The following is a 16,042-nucleotide window of genomic DNA, read 5'->3' on the forward strand; positions in this document are numbered from 1 at the left end:
GCGGCTAGGTCCGGATCTGCGGTTTGAGCGCGCGCAGGTTACGCTCGCGGACCACGCCCCACCACAGCCCGAGGCCGTAAGCCAGGTCGTCGACGCGCTTGAGCAACAGGTAGGTGAGCAGCCCGATCGGCTCGGCCTCGTCGCCGGTGGCGTCCCGGCGGCGCAGCCAGTCGACCACTCCGTCCATCACGGCCGCGACCACCACGACGCGTCGGCAATGTCGCGACACGATGGCGGCGAGCAACGCGACGGGCCAGTAGTGCCGACAGATGGCCGAGGCCAGCTGCAGCGCCGCCGACCACAGACCGCGAGTCGCGATCACCACGACATCGGTGAACGCGGTATCGGCACTGCGCATGGCTTTGGCGATGCGCCGACCGGTCACGATCGCGATCACGATCGAGGCCACCTGGGACAGGCTGGTGCCGAGCGCCATCAGAATCCACGCCATCAGCGCCCACCCCGAGATCACCACCGGGGCGGTCTTGTCGGGGTGGCGCACCGACAGCGGTGCCGCGGAACCGCCGTAAAATGCCTTGCGCGCAAGCCAATCCCGCAATTGCGTGCGGTGATCGTGCGCGACCAGCGCGATCGGTTCGTAGCGCAGCCGGGCGCCCGCCTCGATCAGTCGCCAGCACAGGTCGACGTCCTCGCCGGACTGCATGGTCTCGTCGAAACCGCCGACCTCACAGATGGCCGAGCGGCGGCAGATGATCGCCGCGCTGGGCACGTAGGACACCGTGCTGTGCGGCAAAACCGGCGCTTCCCGCTGCCCGAGGTCCAGTGAGGAGTGCACCGCCTCGTACCGGGCCACCACGTTCTCGCTGTGCGCCAAGCCCACGATGCGCGGCGCGACCAGGGCCACGGTCGGGTCGCAGAAGTGCCCGAGGAGGGCTTCCAGCCAGCCGCGGCGCGGCGAGACGTCGGAGTCCATGAACGCGACGAAGTCGGTGGTGCATGCGGCCAGACCGGTGTTGCGCGCCGCTGCCGGACCCTTGCTGCGGGGGTGGTGGAGCACCTCGATATCGCAGTGCGTGCCGGCAAAGTCCGCCTGCTCGATCGGCGACAGCGAACCGTCGTCGACCACGATCACGCGCAGACCGCGCAATGAGTTCAACAAACGCCCAACACCAGAAACGTTGTCCCGCACCGGGATTACCACGGTGACATCGCGGTGCGATGGGCCGCCGGCCGGGCGCGGATGGGCGACGGTGGCGTCCAGCAGAGTGCGGGCCAGCTGAGCGCTGAGGTCGTCGCGGACCTTCAGCCGGCCATCGGAGAGCATGCCCTGAGCGGCGGGCGCCAGCTTGAGCAGCCGGGTCGGTGAGCCGCCCAGCAGGGCGGAGCCGTCGCCGAGCACCCGCACGCGGCGATCGACCTGAACGGCGAACCCGTCCGGCAGTCGAGGCTGACTCATGTCAGCATCCCGTCGGGGCCGGGCGACCAACGCACGATCCGGCGCACACAACCGTCGACCATCTCGGAGAAGATGCGCTTGCCCTCGGCCGCAGTGGCGGTGGTCGGGTCCCCCAACACTCCCACCGGGCTGACCGCCGCGACTCCGCCGGTACGCATCGCGGGGAGCAACTCGGGCAGCGGTGCCCGGTTCCCGGCGAGCCACCGGTCGGTCAGCACATCGGACGGCGAGATATGCAGCAACACCGATGTTTCGGTATGGCCGGCATGGGCGTCGGCGCCGGCGGTCGCGCAGGGGCACCACGCGACGTCGCGTCCCTCGGCGCGAAGCGTGGTCACCGCGCGGTGCAACGCCTCCGCGTTGCCGCCGTGGCCGTTGACAAAGACCAGGCGCTGGGCCCAGCAGGCGGCCGACCTGCCGTACTCGACCAGCAGCATCGTCAGCGCGTCGGTGCCGATGGAGATCGTTCCGGCGAAACTCTGGTGCTCGCCGCTGGCGCCGTAGGCGATGGCCGGCGCGACCAACCACGCCTGCTCGAGGCTTGCCCGGGCCCCCCTGGCGACCGCCGTCGCGATGCGGGTATCGGTGTCCAGCGGCAGGTGCGGACCATGTTGCTCGGTCGACCCCAGCGGGATCATTATCGGCGGCGAGGTGCTCAATAGCTCGCTCGACGTCGCAGCTCCTAATTCGCCGAGTACGGGCACTCGGTGATGGTAGGCCGAATTCACCTGGCGTGCACCAATTGTTGAGCGTTCAAAGTTATTTTTTTTCTGGGTTGTTCATCAAGGCGCCGAAAGTCGGCTCGTTCGTCACGGTTGCCACGCGCGTATCACAATTTTCGCATACGTCGATTTTCGCTGGCAATCCCAGATCCGCGCGAATTCGGCTTCACTGACGACGAAGTCCGGGAGGGCACCCGGCCCGAAATTGGGCAAAGTTGCCCAACATGGTCAGAATTCGGTCGACCGTGCCGCGATCAAGCCCGTCCGCCCGGCGGCACGCCGAGCGTCCGGGTGAAGCCGTCCGGCACCAGAATGTCGTCCGGCGACAGATCGTGGACCGAGGCGTGCCCCAGCCCCATGAGCGCCGAGTCGATGCCGCCGCGCAAGACGTCGAGCACGTTCTCGACGCCGGCCTGACCATTCGCGGCGAGGCCCCAGAGATAGGCACGGCCGATCATCACCGCCCGCGCTCCCAACGCCACGGCCTTGACCACGTCGCTCCCACGCCGGATGCCACCGTCCAGCAACACCTCGACCTGATTGCCGACGGCCGCCACCACCGGGGGCAGCGCGCGGATCGACGCGGGCGTCCCGTCCAGGTTGTTGCCGCCGTGGTTGGACACCGATATCGCCGAAACACCGGCATCCACAGCTCTTTTCGCGTCATCGACCCGCATGACGCCCTTGAGCATGAACGGCCCGCCCCACAGCTCGCGCAGCCAGGCGATGTCTTCCCAGGTCGGTGGGGGGGTGCCCATCCACTCCCCGTAGGCCTGGAAGAAAGGCGGACCGGCCTCCCCGCGCGCCGCCTGGTTCGGCACCGAGAGCGCCGGCGGACGCATGGTCTTCGCCCACTTCAGGAACCACCGGGGCTTGAAGGCCGCCTCCGGAGACAATCTCAGAATGGTCCGCAGGTTCATCTCTTCGGGAATCTTGGGGCTGCCCCAGTCGCGCCCATGCGAGAACGACCAGTCGGTGGTGACGATCAAACCGACCGCACCGGCCGCGCGCGCCCGCTCGACCCGCGCGGCGATCGCGTCGCGCCCGCCCAGCCAGTACACCTGGAAGAACAGCTTGGAGTTTGCCGCGATCACTTCCTCGATCGGCTTGCTGGCGAACGACGACAAACCCATCGCCGTTCCCCGTGCCGCAGCCGCCCGCGCGACGGCGACCTCACCGTCGGGGTCGACCGCCTGAACGCCGGTCGGCGAAATCAACACCGGCAGGGAAATATCTTGTCCCATAACGGTTGTTGATAAATCGCGCTTTTCTTGCGCACCTACCACATGGGGCGCAAAACCGAGTTCGCCGAAAGCATCGACGTTGTCGGAAACCGTGATTCCCTTTTCACTGGCCGCAACAAGGGCTGAATAAACGGATTTCGGCAGCCGCCGCTTTGCGCGCTGTTGAGCGATCGCGACGGTTTCAAACCACTCGTCGGCCATGGCTAGACGGGGCTTTCGTTGCACAGCCGCGCCGGCGGTTGCTGGGGCGGCCGCACCGACAGGGTCAGCGGCACCGGCTGGCGCACCTTCTGGCCGCGCGAGTGGTCGGCACGCGGACGCGGGGTCTCCCGGTTGCGGGCCAGCGCCGACGCACTGTGCCCCTGGACGCATTCGGGATCCGGCCCGTCCATCGGCAGGCCGGTAAAGAATTTGGCCGCCATGCAGCCGCCACGGCAGCTGTCGTAGTGCCCGCAACTGCCGCAAGCGCCGGCCGATTGCGGCTCACGCAGCTCGCGGAAAAGCGGTGCGTTCTTCCAGACGTTGTCAAAACCGCCGTCGGACAACACGTTTCCGGCCAAGAAGCGGTCGTGGATGGCGAACGGGCAGGCGTACACGTCTCCCACCGGATCGATCAGGCACACCACCCGGCCGGCGCCGCACATGTTCAGCCCGGACAGCGCACCGGAGGAGCCGAGTGGCGCCAGGTGGAAGAAGGAGTCACCGGTGAGCACCCGCTCCCCCTTGGCGACCAGCCAGTCGTAGAGCTGAACCTGCTGGGCCGCGGTCGGGTGCAGTTCTTCCCACACGTCCGCGCCACGCCCCGACGGCCGTAACCGGGTGATCCGCAGCGTGGCGCCGTAACGGCTTGCCAGAGAAGCGAATTCGTCGAGCTGGTCGACGTTGTGCCGGGTCACCACGACGGAGATCTTGGCGTCTTTGAATCCGGCCGCGGCCAGGTTCTCCAGCGCACGCACCGCCATCGCGAACGACCCGGGCCCGCGGACCGCGTCGTTGACCTCCGCGGTAGCACCGTCCAGCGAGATCTGCACATCCACGTAATCGCTGGCCGCCAGTCGCGCGGCGACCTCCGGCGTGATGCGAACCCCGTTGGTCGAGAACTTGACCCCGACATGGTGGGCGGTCGCATAGTCGACCAGCTCCCAAAAGTCCGAGCGCACAGTGGGTTCCCCGCCACCGATGTTGACGTAGAACACCTGCATGCGTTCCAGCTCGTCGATGATGTCCATGCACTGCCGGGTGGACAGCTCGCGTGGATCGCGCTTACCCGACGAGGAAAGGCAGTGCACGCAGGCCAGGTTGCAGGCGTAGGTGAGCTCCCACGTCAGGCAGATGGGCGCATCGAGCCCGTGCTCGAATTGTTCGATGAGCCGCGGTACGGCCGCTGTTGTCATTGATGGTCCTCCTGGGGCACCAGCATGCGGGAATCGACCAACACACCCAACGCGTGCAGATAAGGTCCCTGCTCGCAGTCCTCGACCCCCTCGACCCGCAGGGCCGACCGGACGTCGGGATGGTCGGCCAGCGACCGCACCACCGCGAGGATGGTGCGGTTCTTCAGAAAAGAAAGCTTGCGGGTGCCGAAGTGATAGAGCAGTGCGCCAAACGGTTCCGGTCGAACCGCGACCTGCGGGTGCAATCGCCAACCGCGATCAGGGTCGAACCGGCCTTCGGTCGGTCGAGCCTGCGCGGACGCAGGCACGGTCAGTAAACCCCGCACATTCCGTCGATGGACACCTCTTCAACCAGGGTCTCGGTGACCAGCTCGGCGTCGGTTTCGATTTCGCGGTCCATATGAATTGCCTCTCGTACGGTCTCGACAACGATGGTCGATCTTGTCACAATCGTCGTCAGAATATGGCATCGAGTGCCGTAATGGAAGGGCTGGTCTGATGCTTCCACAGTCGCGAGTCGGCCGGCGCCGCTCGACGACACCGGGCCACATCACCGACGTCGCGATCGAGCTGTTCACCGAGCGGGGATTTGCCGAGGTGAGCGTCGACGATGTTGCGCAGGCTGCCGGGATCTCGCGGCGCACGCTGTTCCGCTACTACGCCTCCAAAAACGCCATCCCGTGGGGCGAATTCGACACCCATCTCGCGCATCTGCGGGAGCTGCTCGACAGTGTCGGCCCGCGAGTTCGGTTGGGTGGGGCGTTGCGGGCAGCGCTGTTGGCGTTCAACACCTTTAACGACTCCGAGACCGTCGCGCACCGTCAGCGGATGCGTGTCATCCTGCAGACCGCCGAACTGCAGGCGTATTCGATGACGATGTACGCCGGCTGGCGCGAGGTGATCGCGGAATTCGTCGCGCGGCGCACGGGAGCCGAGACGACCGACCTGCTGCCGCAGACCGTCGCATGGACGCTGCTCGGGGTCGCGCTCTCGGCCTACGAGCATTGGCTGCGAGACGAATCCGTCACGTTGCAGACCGCACTCGGCAAGGCCTTCGACGTCGTCGGCGCCGGGCTGGGCAAGCTGTAACCGTGAGCACCGAGCACCTGCTGCACACCCTGCGCGCGCAGGGGCGATTCTGCGGCACGTCGGGGTCGACGATGTACGAGGAACTGTTCGAGCTGGTGGCCTCCGACGTCGAAACAGGCGGCGTCTTCGCAGCGATCCTGTCCGGACAGGAAGACGTCCCGTCGCGCGAGGCGGTGCCGCTGCGGCTGCTGGGCGGTTTGCACCGATTGGTGCTCGACGGCCGGGCAGCGGTGTTGCGCCGCTGGTATCCCAGCACCGGCGGCACCTGGGATGCGGGCAGTGCGTGGCCCGAGATCACGCTTGTCGCGCAAGGCCATGCCGAGGGTCTGCGCGCGGCGCTGGGACATCCGCCGCAAACCAACGAGGTGGGCCGATCCGCCGCCCTGATCGGCGGGTTGCTGCGGATTAATCACGAAATCGATTTGCCGATACGGCTTTTCGAGATTGGATCGAGTGCCGGACTGAACCTTCGGGCCGACCGGTATCACTACCGCCATGCCGGCGGGCAGTGGGGACCGATCGACTCGCCGGTTTTGATCGACGACGCATGGCAGGGTCGGTTACCGCCGGCCGGTTCGGTGCGGATAGCCGAGCGGCGAGGCTATGACATCGCGCCCGTCGACGTCACCGGCGCCGACGGGGAGATGACCGCGCTGAGCTACGTCTGGCCCGACCAGGCCGCCCGGCTGGAGCGGCTGCGTGGCGCCATCGCGGTCGCCCGCAACGTACCCGCGCAGCTGGTGCGGCAGAGCGCCGCCGCCGCGGTCGCCGGCCTGACCCTGGCCGAGGGCGCGCTGACCGTGCTGTGGCATTCGATCACGTGGCAGTACCTGTCACAGGACGAACGGGGCGCCGTACGCGCTCGCGTCAACGCACTCGGCGAGCGCGCGAAGTCCGCCGCACCGTTCGCGCATCTGACGATGGAACCCGCGCGCGACGGACGGGGCAGTCCGCTCAAGTTCCTGGTGCGCGCCCGTCGCTGGCCGGGCGGCGACGCTGTGGTTCTGGGCGAGTGCCATCCGCACGGCCCACCCGTGAACTGGCAATAGGCGCGATAGGCAAAAAATTTTCGCCCACAACCCGTCGGAGTTGGCGTTGCCGCCGCGACGATAAGGGTGTGAGCGCCGAAAAGGGTCACCAATCCGACGCTCGACGCGCGCTTTTGGCGCTCTACGACGAGGCGTTGCCAGTGGTTTACGGGTACTTCGTCCGACGCTGCGGCGATCGTGGCGCGGCGGAGGACCTGACGTCGGAGACCTTCCTCGCGGCGATGGACGCCGCGCGCAGGGCCGAACCGCCGCCGATTTCGATCCCGTGGTATCCGGGACACCGAGTACGGCGTGCTGCTCGACGCCACCGACCCGCACGGCACGGCGTTCGCGGTGCACCAACCCATTGCCGGCCGAAAGCGCCCGGAAATCAACGGTTCCGGGCCCGGCGAACTGTCCTATGTCACCTACGAGGTGGCGGATTCGGCCGGATTCCGCGAGTTCTATGGCCGACTGCTGCGGTGGACCTTCGAGCCGGGCCGCGTCAGCGACGGCTGGCAGGTGGTGGGGTCGCATCCGATGGCCGGCGCGGCCGGTGGCAGCACGCGTCCCGCCACCGTGCCGATGTGGACGGTCGCCGATATCGAGGTGGCGATCGCGCGGGTCCGCGAAGCGGGCGGCACCGTGCTGGCCGAGCCGGCCCGCCAGCCCTACGGCATCAGCGCCGAGTGCACCGACGATCAGGGTGCGCGGTTCTACCTGGGGCAGTTCTAGCTCAGCGCCTCGGGGTTGGCGATCCGGATCGGCGCTCCGTCCAGCCAGGCGACCACGGCTTCGATGCTGTCCGAATAGAAGGCGGCCAGCATCTCGCGAGTGACGTATCCCAGGTGGGGAGACAACGTCACATTCGGCAGACGGCGTAACGGATGGTCGGGCGCGGGAGGTTCGATGTCATAGACATCGAGGCCGGCGCCGGCGATGCGCCCCGTCCGCAGCACCGAGATCAGCGCCGTCTCGTCGACGATCGGGCCCCTGGACGTGTTGATCAGATAGGCGTGCGGTTTCATCAGGGCCAGCTCGGGTTCGCCGACCAGGCCACGCGTGCGCTCGGAGAGCACCAGATGGATGGAGACCACGTCGGAGGATTCGAACAACGCCGCCTTGTCGACCCGGCGCGCACCGGCCGCCGTCGCGGCCTCCTCGGTCAGGTTCTGGCTCCACGCAATGACTTCCATGCCAAACACGTTGGCGTACTCGGCCATCCGCTTTCCGGTCCGACCCAGACCCAGCAGCCCGAGGGTCTTGCCGGCCAGCGTCACGCCGACACTGCTCTGCCACCCGCCATCGCGCATCCGCCGGTGCTCGTCGGCCAGGTTGCGCACCGTCGCGGTCAACAACCCCCACGCGAGTTCGGGAGTGGCGTCGCGGACCGCGCGGAATCGCGGGTTGGCGAAATCCGAATGGGCAACCAGGACGCCAAATTCGCTGGCCGCGGCCATGTCCAGGTTCGGCAGGCTCATGCCCACGATCGTGATCAACTTCAGATTTGGAAGCTGCTCGATCAGCTTGCGCGGCAATGCCATCCGTTCGCGCAGGGTACAGATCACGTCGAACGGCTGCAGTACCTCTGCGGCTTCCGCTTCAGAGAGATGCCGGTCGAAGACGGTGATCTCGGATCGGCTCCGCACCGGCGACCAGTCGGCGAGCTCGAGTGCCATACCGGCGTAGTCATCGAGTATCGCCACCCGGGGCATGGGTGTCAGCCTAGCATCTCCGAAATCGGTGTTGCCGCAGCGATTTTACCGCGGGCCTTCATGACTTTGCCCGGCAAACCGCCGCCGACCACGCCGACCACTACCCCGTCCCGCTCGTAGTAGGCCAGGAACTTTCGTCCGTCGTCCTCGACGAGGTGCACGATGTCGGTGGCCTCCGGCTCGCCCAGGCACTGGATTTTGACGTCGTACTGGTCGCTCCAGAAGTACGGCACGACCGCGATAGACGGCACCTCTTGCCCAAGCATCGCGGGCACCACCACCCTGGCTTGGTCGGCCACGTTGCTCCAATGCTCCACGCGCGCTTGATGTCCCGTCGCATCACGCCACGAGGCGACATCTCCTAGCGCCCACACGTTGGGCGCAGTGGTGCGCCCGGCCTCGTCACAGATGACACCGTTGTCAACGTCGACACCACTGCCCTCCAGCCATTCGGTGGCCGGCCGCGATCCGATGCCGACGACCACCAAATCGGCGGCAAGCTCGGTGCCGTCGCTGAGCACCACGGTGTCGACCCGGCCGTCTCCGCGCACCTCGGCCACACCGATACCGGTACGCACGTCGACGCCTTCGCCGCGATGCAGGCGCGACACCAGTTCGCCGATCTGTTCGCCGAGCACCGACGCCAGCGGCGTCGGCTGCGGCTCCACCAGCACCACGTCGACCCCCAGGCTGCGCAGGCTGGCCGCGACCTCGCAGCCGATGAAGCCGGCGCCGACCACCACGGCGTGCTGCGCCTCGGAAGCGTGCTCGCGCAGCGCCATGCTCTCGTCGAACGAGCGCAGCACGCGAATATCGTCCAGATCCGGGAACGCGGGAATCCGTCGCGGGACCAACCCCGTCGCGATCACCAGCTCGTCGTAACCGAGCGAGGTTCCGTCGGAAAGGGTCAGCGTCTGCGCGGCGGTGTCCAGGCCGGTGGCCGCCGCACCGAGCCGCAGCGTGATGTTGTTCTCGTCGTAGAACTCACGCGGCTTGAGGACGACGTCGTCGACCTCTTTGCGCAGCACTTCCTTGGACAACGGCGGCCGATCGTAGGGCAGATGGACCTCGTCGCTGACGATCGTGACGGGCCCGGTGTAATCCGACCGGCGCAATTGCTCGGCCGTGCGCGCAGCCGCGAGCCCACCCCCGACGATCACGATTCCTTTATTGCTCACGTGGAGTTCATAGCACGCGGGGCGGTCAGTACTTTAGGGCACCCTTATCGACGGGGATCTGCATTCCGGTAATCGTGCCCGCGCCGTCGCCCGCCAGCCAGGCTACGACGTCGGAGACCTCTTCGGCCGCCATGAATCCCTTGTACTGCATCGGCATTGGCGGGAAGCTGTGCACAAAGCGGGGATGCTTGGCGAAGATCTCCATCATCGCTTCCGGTTCGATCATCGGGGTGTCGATCGAGTAGGGATGGATGGAGTTGACCCGGATGCCGTATTCGCCGAGCTCGATCGCCAGGGTGTTGGTCAGTGCGGTCAGCCCGAACTTGCTGGCCGAGTAGTGGCCGTTGCCTGGTGTGGCCTTCAGGCCGGCCGACGAGCTGACGACGATGATCGATCCGCCGTTGCCGGCCTCGATCATCGCGGGAATCGCGGCGCGCAGGGTGCGCCAGGTGCCGGTCAGGTTGACCCCGATGACGGTGTCCCACTGCTCGTCGGTGAGTTCCCAGACCCGGCCCCAGCCCAGCACACCGGCGTTGGCGACCACGATGTCGAGCCGGCCGAACTGCTCCACGCCGTCGGCCACCAACTGGCGCACCGTGGGGTCGTCGCGAATGTCCCCGGCACGGGCCAGGATCTTGCGGCCCTCGGCCTCCACCAGTCGGACGGTCTCGCTGAGATCTTCGGGGGTGGCCGGCGTGTACGTCACGGTGTCCGACGCGGATGCGCAGATATCGAGCGCGATGATGTCGGCGCCCTCACGGGCCAGCCGCACCGCGTGTGCGCGCCCTTGCGCGCGGGCGGCACCGGTAACGAATGCCACCCGTCCTTGCAGTGATCCGTCACGTCCCGACACGGCACGCCCCTTTCGCCGAATCACAGGCTAGCAGCGAAACTGAAACGTGTTCTAACTTGGTTCGAAGACTCGTAGCGCTCAGATCTCCGAGATGATCTGGGTCCGCCGCGCGTTGTACTCCTCGTCGGTCAACGCGCCACTGGTGCGCAACGTCTCGAGCTGTTGGAGTCGCTCGGCGATCGATGCCTGTGGGGGTGAGCCGACCGGTGACGCCCCGGCCGGGGCGCCTTGCGCGGCGGGTGCCTGCTCGGCCGCGCGGCGCACCACGGCTTGGATCTGCTGACGCAGCCCCGGGTTTGACCGGATGTCGACCATCCGGTTGAGCGGAACGTTGTTGTCCTTGAGGATCCGCAGGATCTCCATCAGCGGTCCCGCCTGCCCGCTCAGGTCATAGGTCCTGTTGTCCTCGGCCACCGTAAACTGCGCCGGCACCAGCCCGTTGACCAAAGCGCTTCGTTCCCAGTCGATTTGGTATTCCTGCGTGGTGGGGTCGAGCAGTACCACGAGCTTGCGCGCGGTGAGATTGCCCAACCTGGTGACGCTGGCGATGACCCGGTCTTGACTGTCGAACGGTGTGAACCCAGGCCCGGCGATGTGCAGGTCGACCTTCACCAGCGGCTGGTCGTTGATCCGGGTCCCCGTCTCGGCGAGCCCGGTGATCTGGGCGAGCGCCAGCACGCCGTGCTGTTCCAGCAAAGCCGACTTGGCCGCCGACTTGGCGCCGTAGTTGGTCAGTGCGAGCGCGATCAGAACGTCGGCCACGGTGATGAGCAGCCCGACATAGAACATCCACTGCAGCACGTTGCCCAGGCCGAGAGTGAAGTAGACGACCAGAAAGATCGGCCCGACCAAACCGCCGCACAGCAAAACCACCAACTGCGTCTTGAGATAGCGCGCCAACACGTGGGTCTCCTCGCCTTGCCGGGAAGTTCGTGTCAGATTAGCGCTGTCGCATGCGTTGTATCCATAGCCGGAGCGTGCATCAGCCCTGGCCGGTCAGCGCGATGGTGTGGGAGGCCGGCCTTTGGGAGACGCCGCCGGGGCCGGCGTGGCCAGGCCACTCGACACGGCCGGTATCGCCGCCGGCAACATCGAGGCCGACGAGAGCTCCGCGGTCGCCACATCCGCCGGGGCAGCCGAGGCGGTCGCCGGGCCGGATACATCCACTGCCGCCGCCGGGGCCGCCGGGGCCGGCCCATAAGACGGTGCCTGTGCGTGCGGCGCCGTGGCCGCGGGGGCCGAAGCCGCCGATCCCGCCGGCGCGGCCGCCACCGTGGTGGTCGCCGCCATCGGGGTCACTGTCGCCGCGGCCGGCGCGGCCGCCGGTGCCACCGCGGCGGCCGGCGCCGTGGCACCCGGCTGCACGGCCGCTGCAACCGGCACCCCCGACGCCATGCCACCCGCCTGTGCCGCGGCGCCGATGACCGCCTGCTGCGAGCTCAGTGCCTGGCCCGATGCGCCGGCCGCGCCCAGCACGGGCTGCGCGGCCGCCTGCAGCGGCATCGCGTTGACGACCTCGGTGTCGGCATATTGGGTCGCGCCACCGCTCATGAGCTCGACGAATTGCTGATGGAACAGCGCCGCCTGAGCGCTGATGGCCTGGTAGGCCGCGGCGTGCACGCCGAACAGGTGCGAGATGCTCGCCGACACCGCGTCGGCGCCAGCGGCCTCAACGGCCGAAGTCGCGCCGGACGCCGCCGAGTTGGCGGTGTTGATGGCGGTACCGATTTTTGCCAAGTCTGATGCCGCAGCCGCCACATACTCCGGCGTCGCATTTACGAACGACATCCGAACCTCCCGGCCAGGCCGCGACGGTCAACTTCCCCGACCGTCAATTTCAGACTGGACATTGCAGGATCTTACCGGAAATTAGCTGACCAGGTGTGCAGCTTTATGCAGGCCCGAAATGCACAAAGCCCGGACCGCCGAAATCGGCCAGTCCGGGCTCTGCGCTGTAGAGCTAGTTGATGATCTTGACGACCCGGCCGGCGCCGACGGTACGGCCACCCTCGCGGATCGCGAACCGCAGCCCGTCGTCCATGGCGACGGGTTGGATCAGCTTCACCGAGATGTTGGTGTTGTCACCGGGCATCACCATTTCGGTGCCCTCCGGCAACGTCACCACACCGGTCACGTCGGTGGTGCGGAAGTAGAACTGCGGACGGTAGTTGTTGAAGAACGGCGTGTGCCGGCCGCCCTCGTCCTTGGACAGGATGTAGACGCTGCCCTCGAACTCGGTGTGCGGCGTGGTGGTGCCGGGCTTGACCACAACCTGGCCGCGCTCGACGTCCTCACGCTTGATACCACGCAGCAACAGCCCGACGTTGTCGCCGGCCTGCCCCTGGTCGAGCAGCTTGCGGAACATCTCCACACCGGTGACCGTGGTCTTGGTGCTGGTCGGCTTGATGCCGACGATCTCGACTTCCTCGTTCACGTTGATCACGCCGCGCTCGACACGGCCGGTGACCACGGTGCCACGACCGGTGATCGTGAAGACGTCCTCGACGGGCATCAGGAACGGCTTGTCGGTCTCACGGACCGGGTCCGGAATCGACTCGTCGACGGCGTCCATCAGCTGCTCGACGGACTCGACCCACTGGGCGTCGCCCTCGAGCGCCTTGAGCGCCGAGACGCGGATGACCGGAGCCTCCTCGTCGAACTCCTGGGCGGCCAGCAGCTCGCGTACCTCGAGCTCGACGAGCTCGAGCAGCTCCTCGTCGTCGACCATGTCGGCCTTGTTCAGCGCGACCAGGATGTAGGGCACGCCGACCTGACGCGCGAGCAGCACGTGCTCACGGGTCTGCGGCATCGGGCCGTCGGTCGCGGCAACCACCAGGATGGCGCCGTCCATCTGAGCCGCGCCGGTGATCATGTTCTTGATGTAGTCGGCGTGACCCGGGGCGTCCACGTGGGCGTAGTGACGCTTCTCGGTCTGGTACTCCACGTGGGAGATGTTGATGGTGATACCGCGCTGACGCTCCTCGGGCGCGTTGTCGATCTGGTCGAAGGCGCGCGACTCGTTGAGGTTCGGGTACTTGTCATGCAGGACTTTGGTGATCGCCGCGGTCAGTGTCGTCTTGCCGTGGTCAACGTGACCGATGGTCCCGATGTTGACGTGCGGCTTCGTCCGCTCGAACTTCGCCTTCGCCACTTCTGTGTCCTCCTGGACTGATTGGTGCTTTTGAAAAGCAGTGTTGATGTTGTTGTAAGTGCCGCGGTGGTAACCGGGCTAGGTTACTCCGAGCTGATGTTCACTCGCCCGTCGCCTTAGCGATGATCTCCTTCGAGACGTTCGCGGGGACTTCGGCGTACGAGTCGAACACCATGGAGTAGTTCGCCCGGCCTTGAGTCTTGGACCGCAGGTCGCCGACATAGCCGAACATCTCCGACAGCGGGACGTGCGCCCGAACGACGCGCGCACCAGCCCGCTCCTCCATGGCCTGGATCTGGCCACGGCGGGAGTTCAGGTCGCCGATCACGTCACCCATGTAGTCCTCGGGTGTGGTCACTTCGACCGCCATGATCGGCTCGAGGATCACCGGCTGGGCTTGCTGCGCAGCCTTTTTCAGCACCTGTGACCCTGCGATCTTGAATGCCATTTCCGAGGAGTCAACCTCGTGGTAGGCACCGTCGAGCAAGGTGACCTTCAGGTTCACCAGCGGGTAGCCGGCCAGCACGCCGTACTGCATCGCGTCCTGGGCACCCGCATCCACCGACGGGATGTACTCGCGTGGGATGCGACCACCGGTGACCTTGTTCTCGAATTCGTAGGTCGCACCGTCCTCGCCGGTGAACGGCTCGAGGTTGATGAGCACCTTCGCGAATTGGCCCGAACCACCCGTCTGCTTCTTGTGGGTGAATTCGACCTTCTCCGCGATCCGCTTGATGGTCTCCTTGTAGGCGACCTGGGGCTTGCCGACGTTGGCCTCGACCTTGAACTCGCGGCGCATCCGGTCGACCAGGATGTCCAGGTGCAGCTCGCCCATACCACCGATGACGGTCTGGCCGGTCTCCGCGTCCTGGTGCACCTTGAAGGTCGGGTCCTCCTCGGCGAGCTTCTGGATCGACAGCGACAGCTTCTCCTGGTCGCTCTTCGTCTTGGGCTCGATGGCCACCTCGATCACCGGGTCGGGGAAGGTCATCGACTCGAGCACGATCTGCTGGTTGGGGTCGCTCAGGGTGTCACCGGTGGTGGTGTCCTTGAGGCCGATCACCGCGTAGATGTGCCCCGCCGAGGCCGTCTCGACCGGGTTCTCCTTGTTGGAGTGCATCTGGAACAGCTTGCCCAGCCGCTCCTTCTTGCCCTTGGTGGCGTTGATGACCTGGCTGCCGGAGTCGACCTTGCCCGAGTACACCCGGACGTAGGTCAGCTTGCCGAAGAACGGGTGCGTGGCGACCTTGAACGCCAGCGCCGAGAAGGGCTGGTCCGTCGACGGGTTGCGGGTGATCTCCTCGTCCTCTTTGCCCGGCGCGTGGCCAATGGCCGGCGGCACGTCCAGCGGCGAGGGCAGGTAGTCGATGACCGCGTCCAGCATCGGCTGCACGCCCTTGTTCTTGAACGCACTGCCGCACAGCACCGGGTAGGCCTCTGAGCTGATGGTCAGCTTGCGGATGGCGCCCTTGATCTCGGCGACGGTGAGCTCTTCGCCGCCGAGGTACTTCTCCAGCAGCGCCTCGTCGGTCTCGGCGACGGACTCGAGCAGCTTGGTGCGGTACTCGTCGGCCTTCTCCTGCAATTCGGCAGGGATGTCGATGGTCTCGTAGGTCTCGCCGAGCTTGGTCTCGCCCCGCCACACCTTGGCCTTCATCTCGACCAGGTCGACGACGCCCTCGAAGTCGCCTTCGGAGCCGACGGGCAGCTGGATCGGGATGACGTTGGCGCCGAGGCGCTCTTCCATCGTGCGGACCGAGAAGTAGAAGTCGGCGCCGATCTTGTCCATCTTGTTGACGAAGCAGATCCGCGGCACGTCGTACTTGTCGGCCTGACGCCAGACCTGCTCGGACTGCGGCTCGACGCCCTCCTTGCCGTCGAACACGGCAACGGCACCGTCGAGAACACGCAGGCTGCGCTCCACCTCGACGGTGAAGTCGACGTGCCCGGGTGTGTCGATGATGTTGATCTGGTTGTCATTCCAGAAACAGGTGGTGGCCGCGGAGGTGATGGTGATTCCGCGCTCCTGCTCCTGCTCCATCCAGTCCATGGTGGCGGCGCCGTCGTGGACCTCACCGATCTTGTAGCTGATACCGGTGTAGTAGAGGATGCGCTCGGTCGTCGTCGTCTTACCGGCGTCGATGTGCGCCATGATGCCGATGTTGCGGACCTTGGTCAGGTCGGTCAGCACGTCCTTCTGTGCCACAGAAGTCTTCCCACTCTTTCGTTGCCTAGTTAGCTATCTGTCGCT

At 66.5% G+C, this 16,042-nt stretch carries 15 protein-coding genes and 2 pseudogenes; 4 read left to right on the plus strand and 13 right to left on the minus strand.

The features are described 5' to 3' along the window. Positions 1-4: 4 nt before the first annotated feature. The 6 genes from mftF to mftA all read right to left on the minus strand — a co-directional run bounded on the left by mftF (position 5) and on the right by mftA (position 5,177). On the minus strand, positions 5-1,417 hold the full coding sequence (gene mftF / locus G6N55_RS12715) for a mycofactocin biosynthesis glycosyltransferase MftF (protein ID WP_085222937.1): 1,413 nt from the start codon (positions 1,415-1,417) through the stop codon (positions 5-7). Continuing rightward, on the minus strand, positions 1,414-2,145 hold the full coding sequence (gene mftE, locus G6N55_RS12720; RefSeq protein ID WP_085222936.1) for a mycofactocin biosynthesis peptidyl-dipeptidase MftE: 732 nt from the start codon (positions 2,143-2,145) through the stop codon (positions 1,414-1,416). Before mftE ends, mftF begins: the two co-directional genes overlap by 4 nt. Positions 2,146-2,393: 248 nt before the next feature. Continuing rightward, positions 2,394-3,584: a pre-mycofactocin synthase MftD gene (mftD, locus tag G6N55_RS12725; protein ID WP_085222935.1), complete on the minus strand. Its 1,191-nt coding sequence runs from the start codon at positions 3,582-3,584 to the stop codon at positions 2,394-2,396. Positions 3,585-3,586: 2 nt separating this feature from the next. After that, positions 3,587-4,777 carry a mycofactocin radical SAM maturase gene (mftC, locus tag G6N55_RS12730; RefSeq protein WP_085222934.1) on the minus strand — a complete coding sequence of 397 codons (1,191 nt, stop codon included), beginning with the start codon at positions 4,775-4,777 and terminating at the stop codon, positions 3,587-3,589. Further along, positions 4,774-5,103 (minus strand): mycofactocin biosynthesis chaperone MftB, encoded by a 330-nt coding sequence (gene mftB / locus G6N55_RS12735; RefSeq protein WP_179968143.1) that lies wholly within the window; start codon positions 5,101-5,103, stop codon positions 4,774-4,776. The genes mftC and mftB overlap by 4 nt, the downstream gene beginning before the upstream one ends. Beyond that, the gene (gene mftA / locus G6N55_RS12740) at positions 5,088-5,177 is read right to left on the minus strand and encodes a mycofactocin precursor MftA (protein WP_036466690.1); all 90 of its coding nucleotides are present in this window, start codon (positions 5,175-5,177) and stop codon (positions 5,088-5,090) included. The genes mftB and mftA overlap by 16 nt, the downstream gene beginning before the upstream one ends. Before the next feature lie 98 nt (positions 5,178-5,275). Here mftA and mftR point away from each other — a divergent pair, with 98 nt between their 5' ends. From mftR to G6N55_RS12760, 4 genes and pseudogenes are all read left to right on the plus strand, one after another. Continuing rightward, complete coding sequence (gene mftR / locus G6N55_RS12745) at positions 5,276-5,866, plus strand: mycofactocin system transcriptional regulator (protein ID WP_085222932.1); 591 nt, start codon at positions 5,276-5,278, stop codon at positions 5,864-5,866. A gap of 2 nt (positions 5,867-5,868) precedes the next feature. After that, a complete protein-coding gene (locus G6N55_RS12750; RefSeq protein WP_085222931.1) occupies positions 5,869-6,915 on the plus strand; it encodes a DUF2332 domain-containing protein in 1,047 nt (348 codons plus the stop codon). Between the two features lie 68 nt (positions 6,916-6,983). After that, positions 6,984-7,238, plus strand: a pseudogene (locus G6N55_RS12755) (RNA polymerase sigma factor); the annotation flags it as partial. After that, positions 7,198-7,629 (plus strand): annotated as a pseudogene (locus tag G6N55_RS12760) (VOC family protein); the annotation flags it as partial. The pseudogenes G6N55_RS12755 and G6N55_RS12760, both read left to right, overlap by 41 nt. Here G6N55_RS12760 and G6N55_RS12765 read toward each other — a convergent pair. From G6N55_RS12765 to fusA, 7 genes are all read right to left on the minus strand, one after another. Then, complete coding sequence (locus G6N55_RS12765) at positions 7,626-8,609, minus strand: D-2-hydroxyacid dehydrogenase family protein (protein ID WP_085222930.1); 984 nt, start codon at positions 8,607-8,609, stop codon at positions 7,626-7,628. The pseudogene G6N55_RS12760 and the gene G6N55_RS12765 overlap by 4 nt on opposite strands. A gap of 5 nt (positions 8,610-8,614) precedes the next feature. Beyond that, positions 8,615-9,787: an NAD(P)/FAD-dependent oxidoreductase gene (locus tag G6N55_RS12770; RefSeq protein WP_085222929.1), complete on the minus strand. Its 1,173-nt coding sequence runs from the start codon at positions 9,785-9,787 to the stop codon at positions 8,615-8,617. Positions 9,788-9,812: 25 nt separating this feature from the next. Next, positions 9,813-10,640: a mycofactocin-coupled SDR family oxidoreductase gene (locus tag G6N55_RS12775; RefSeq protein WP_085222928.1), complete on the minus strand. Its 828-nt coding sequence runs from the start codon at positions 10,638-10,640 to the stop codon at positions 9,813-9,815. Between the two features lie 78 nt (positions 10,641-10,718). Then, a complete protein-coding gene (locus G6N55_RS12780; RefSeq protein ID WP_085222927.1) occupies positions 10,719-11,543 on the minus strand; it encodes an SHOCT domain-containing protein in 825 nt (274 codons plus the stop codon). A gap of 93 nt (positions 11,544-11,636) precedes the next feature. Then, entirely contained in the window at positions 11,637-12,428 is a 792-nt protein-coding gene (locus tag G6N55_RS12785) for a PE family protein (RefSeq protein WP_085222926.1), read from the minus strand. 172 nt (positions 12,429-12,600) lie between these two features. Beyond that, a complete protein-coding gene (tuf, locus tag G6N55_RS12790; protein WP_085222925.1) occupies positions 12,601-13,791 on the minus strand; it encodes an elongation factor Tu in 1,191 nt (396 codons plus the stop codon). A gap of 100 nt (positions 13,792-13,891) precedes the next feature. Then, positions 13,892-15,997: an elongation factor G gene (gene fusA, locus G6N55_RS12795; protein WP_085222924.1), complete on the minus strand. Its 2,106-nt coding sequence runs from the start codon at positions 15,995-15,997 to the stop codon at positions 13,892-13,894. Positions 15,998-16,042: the final 45 nt, after the last annotated feature.

Source organism: Mycobacterium florentinum (genome assembly GCF_010730355.1).
GTDB classification, from domain to species: Bacteria; Actinomycetota; Actinomycetes; order Mycobacteriales; family Mycobacteriaceae; genus Mycobacterium; species Mycobacterium florentinum.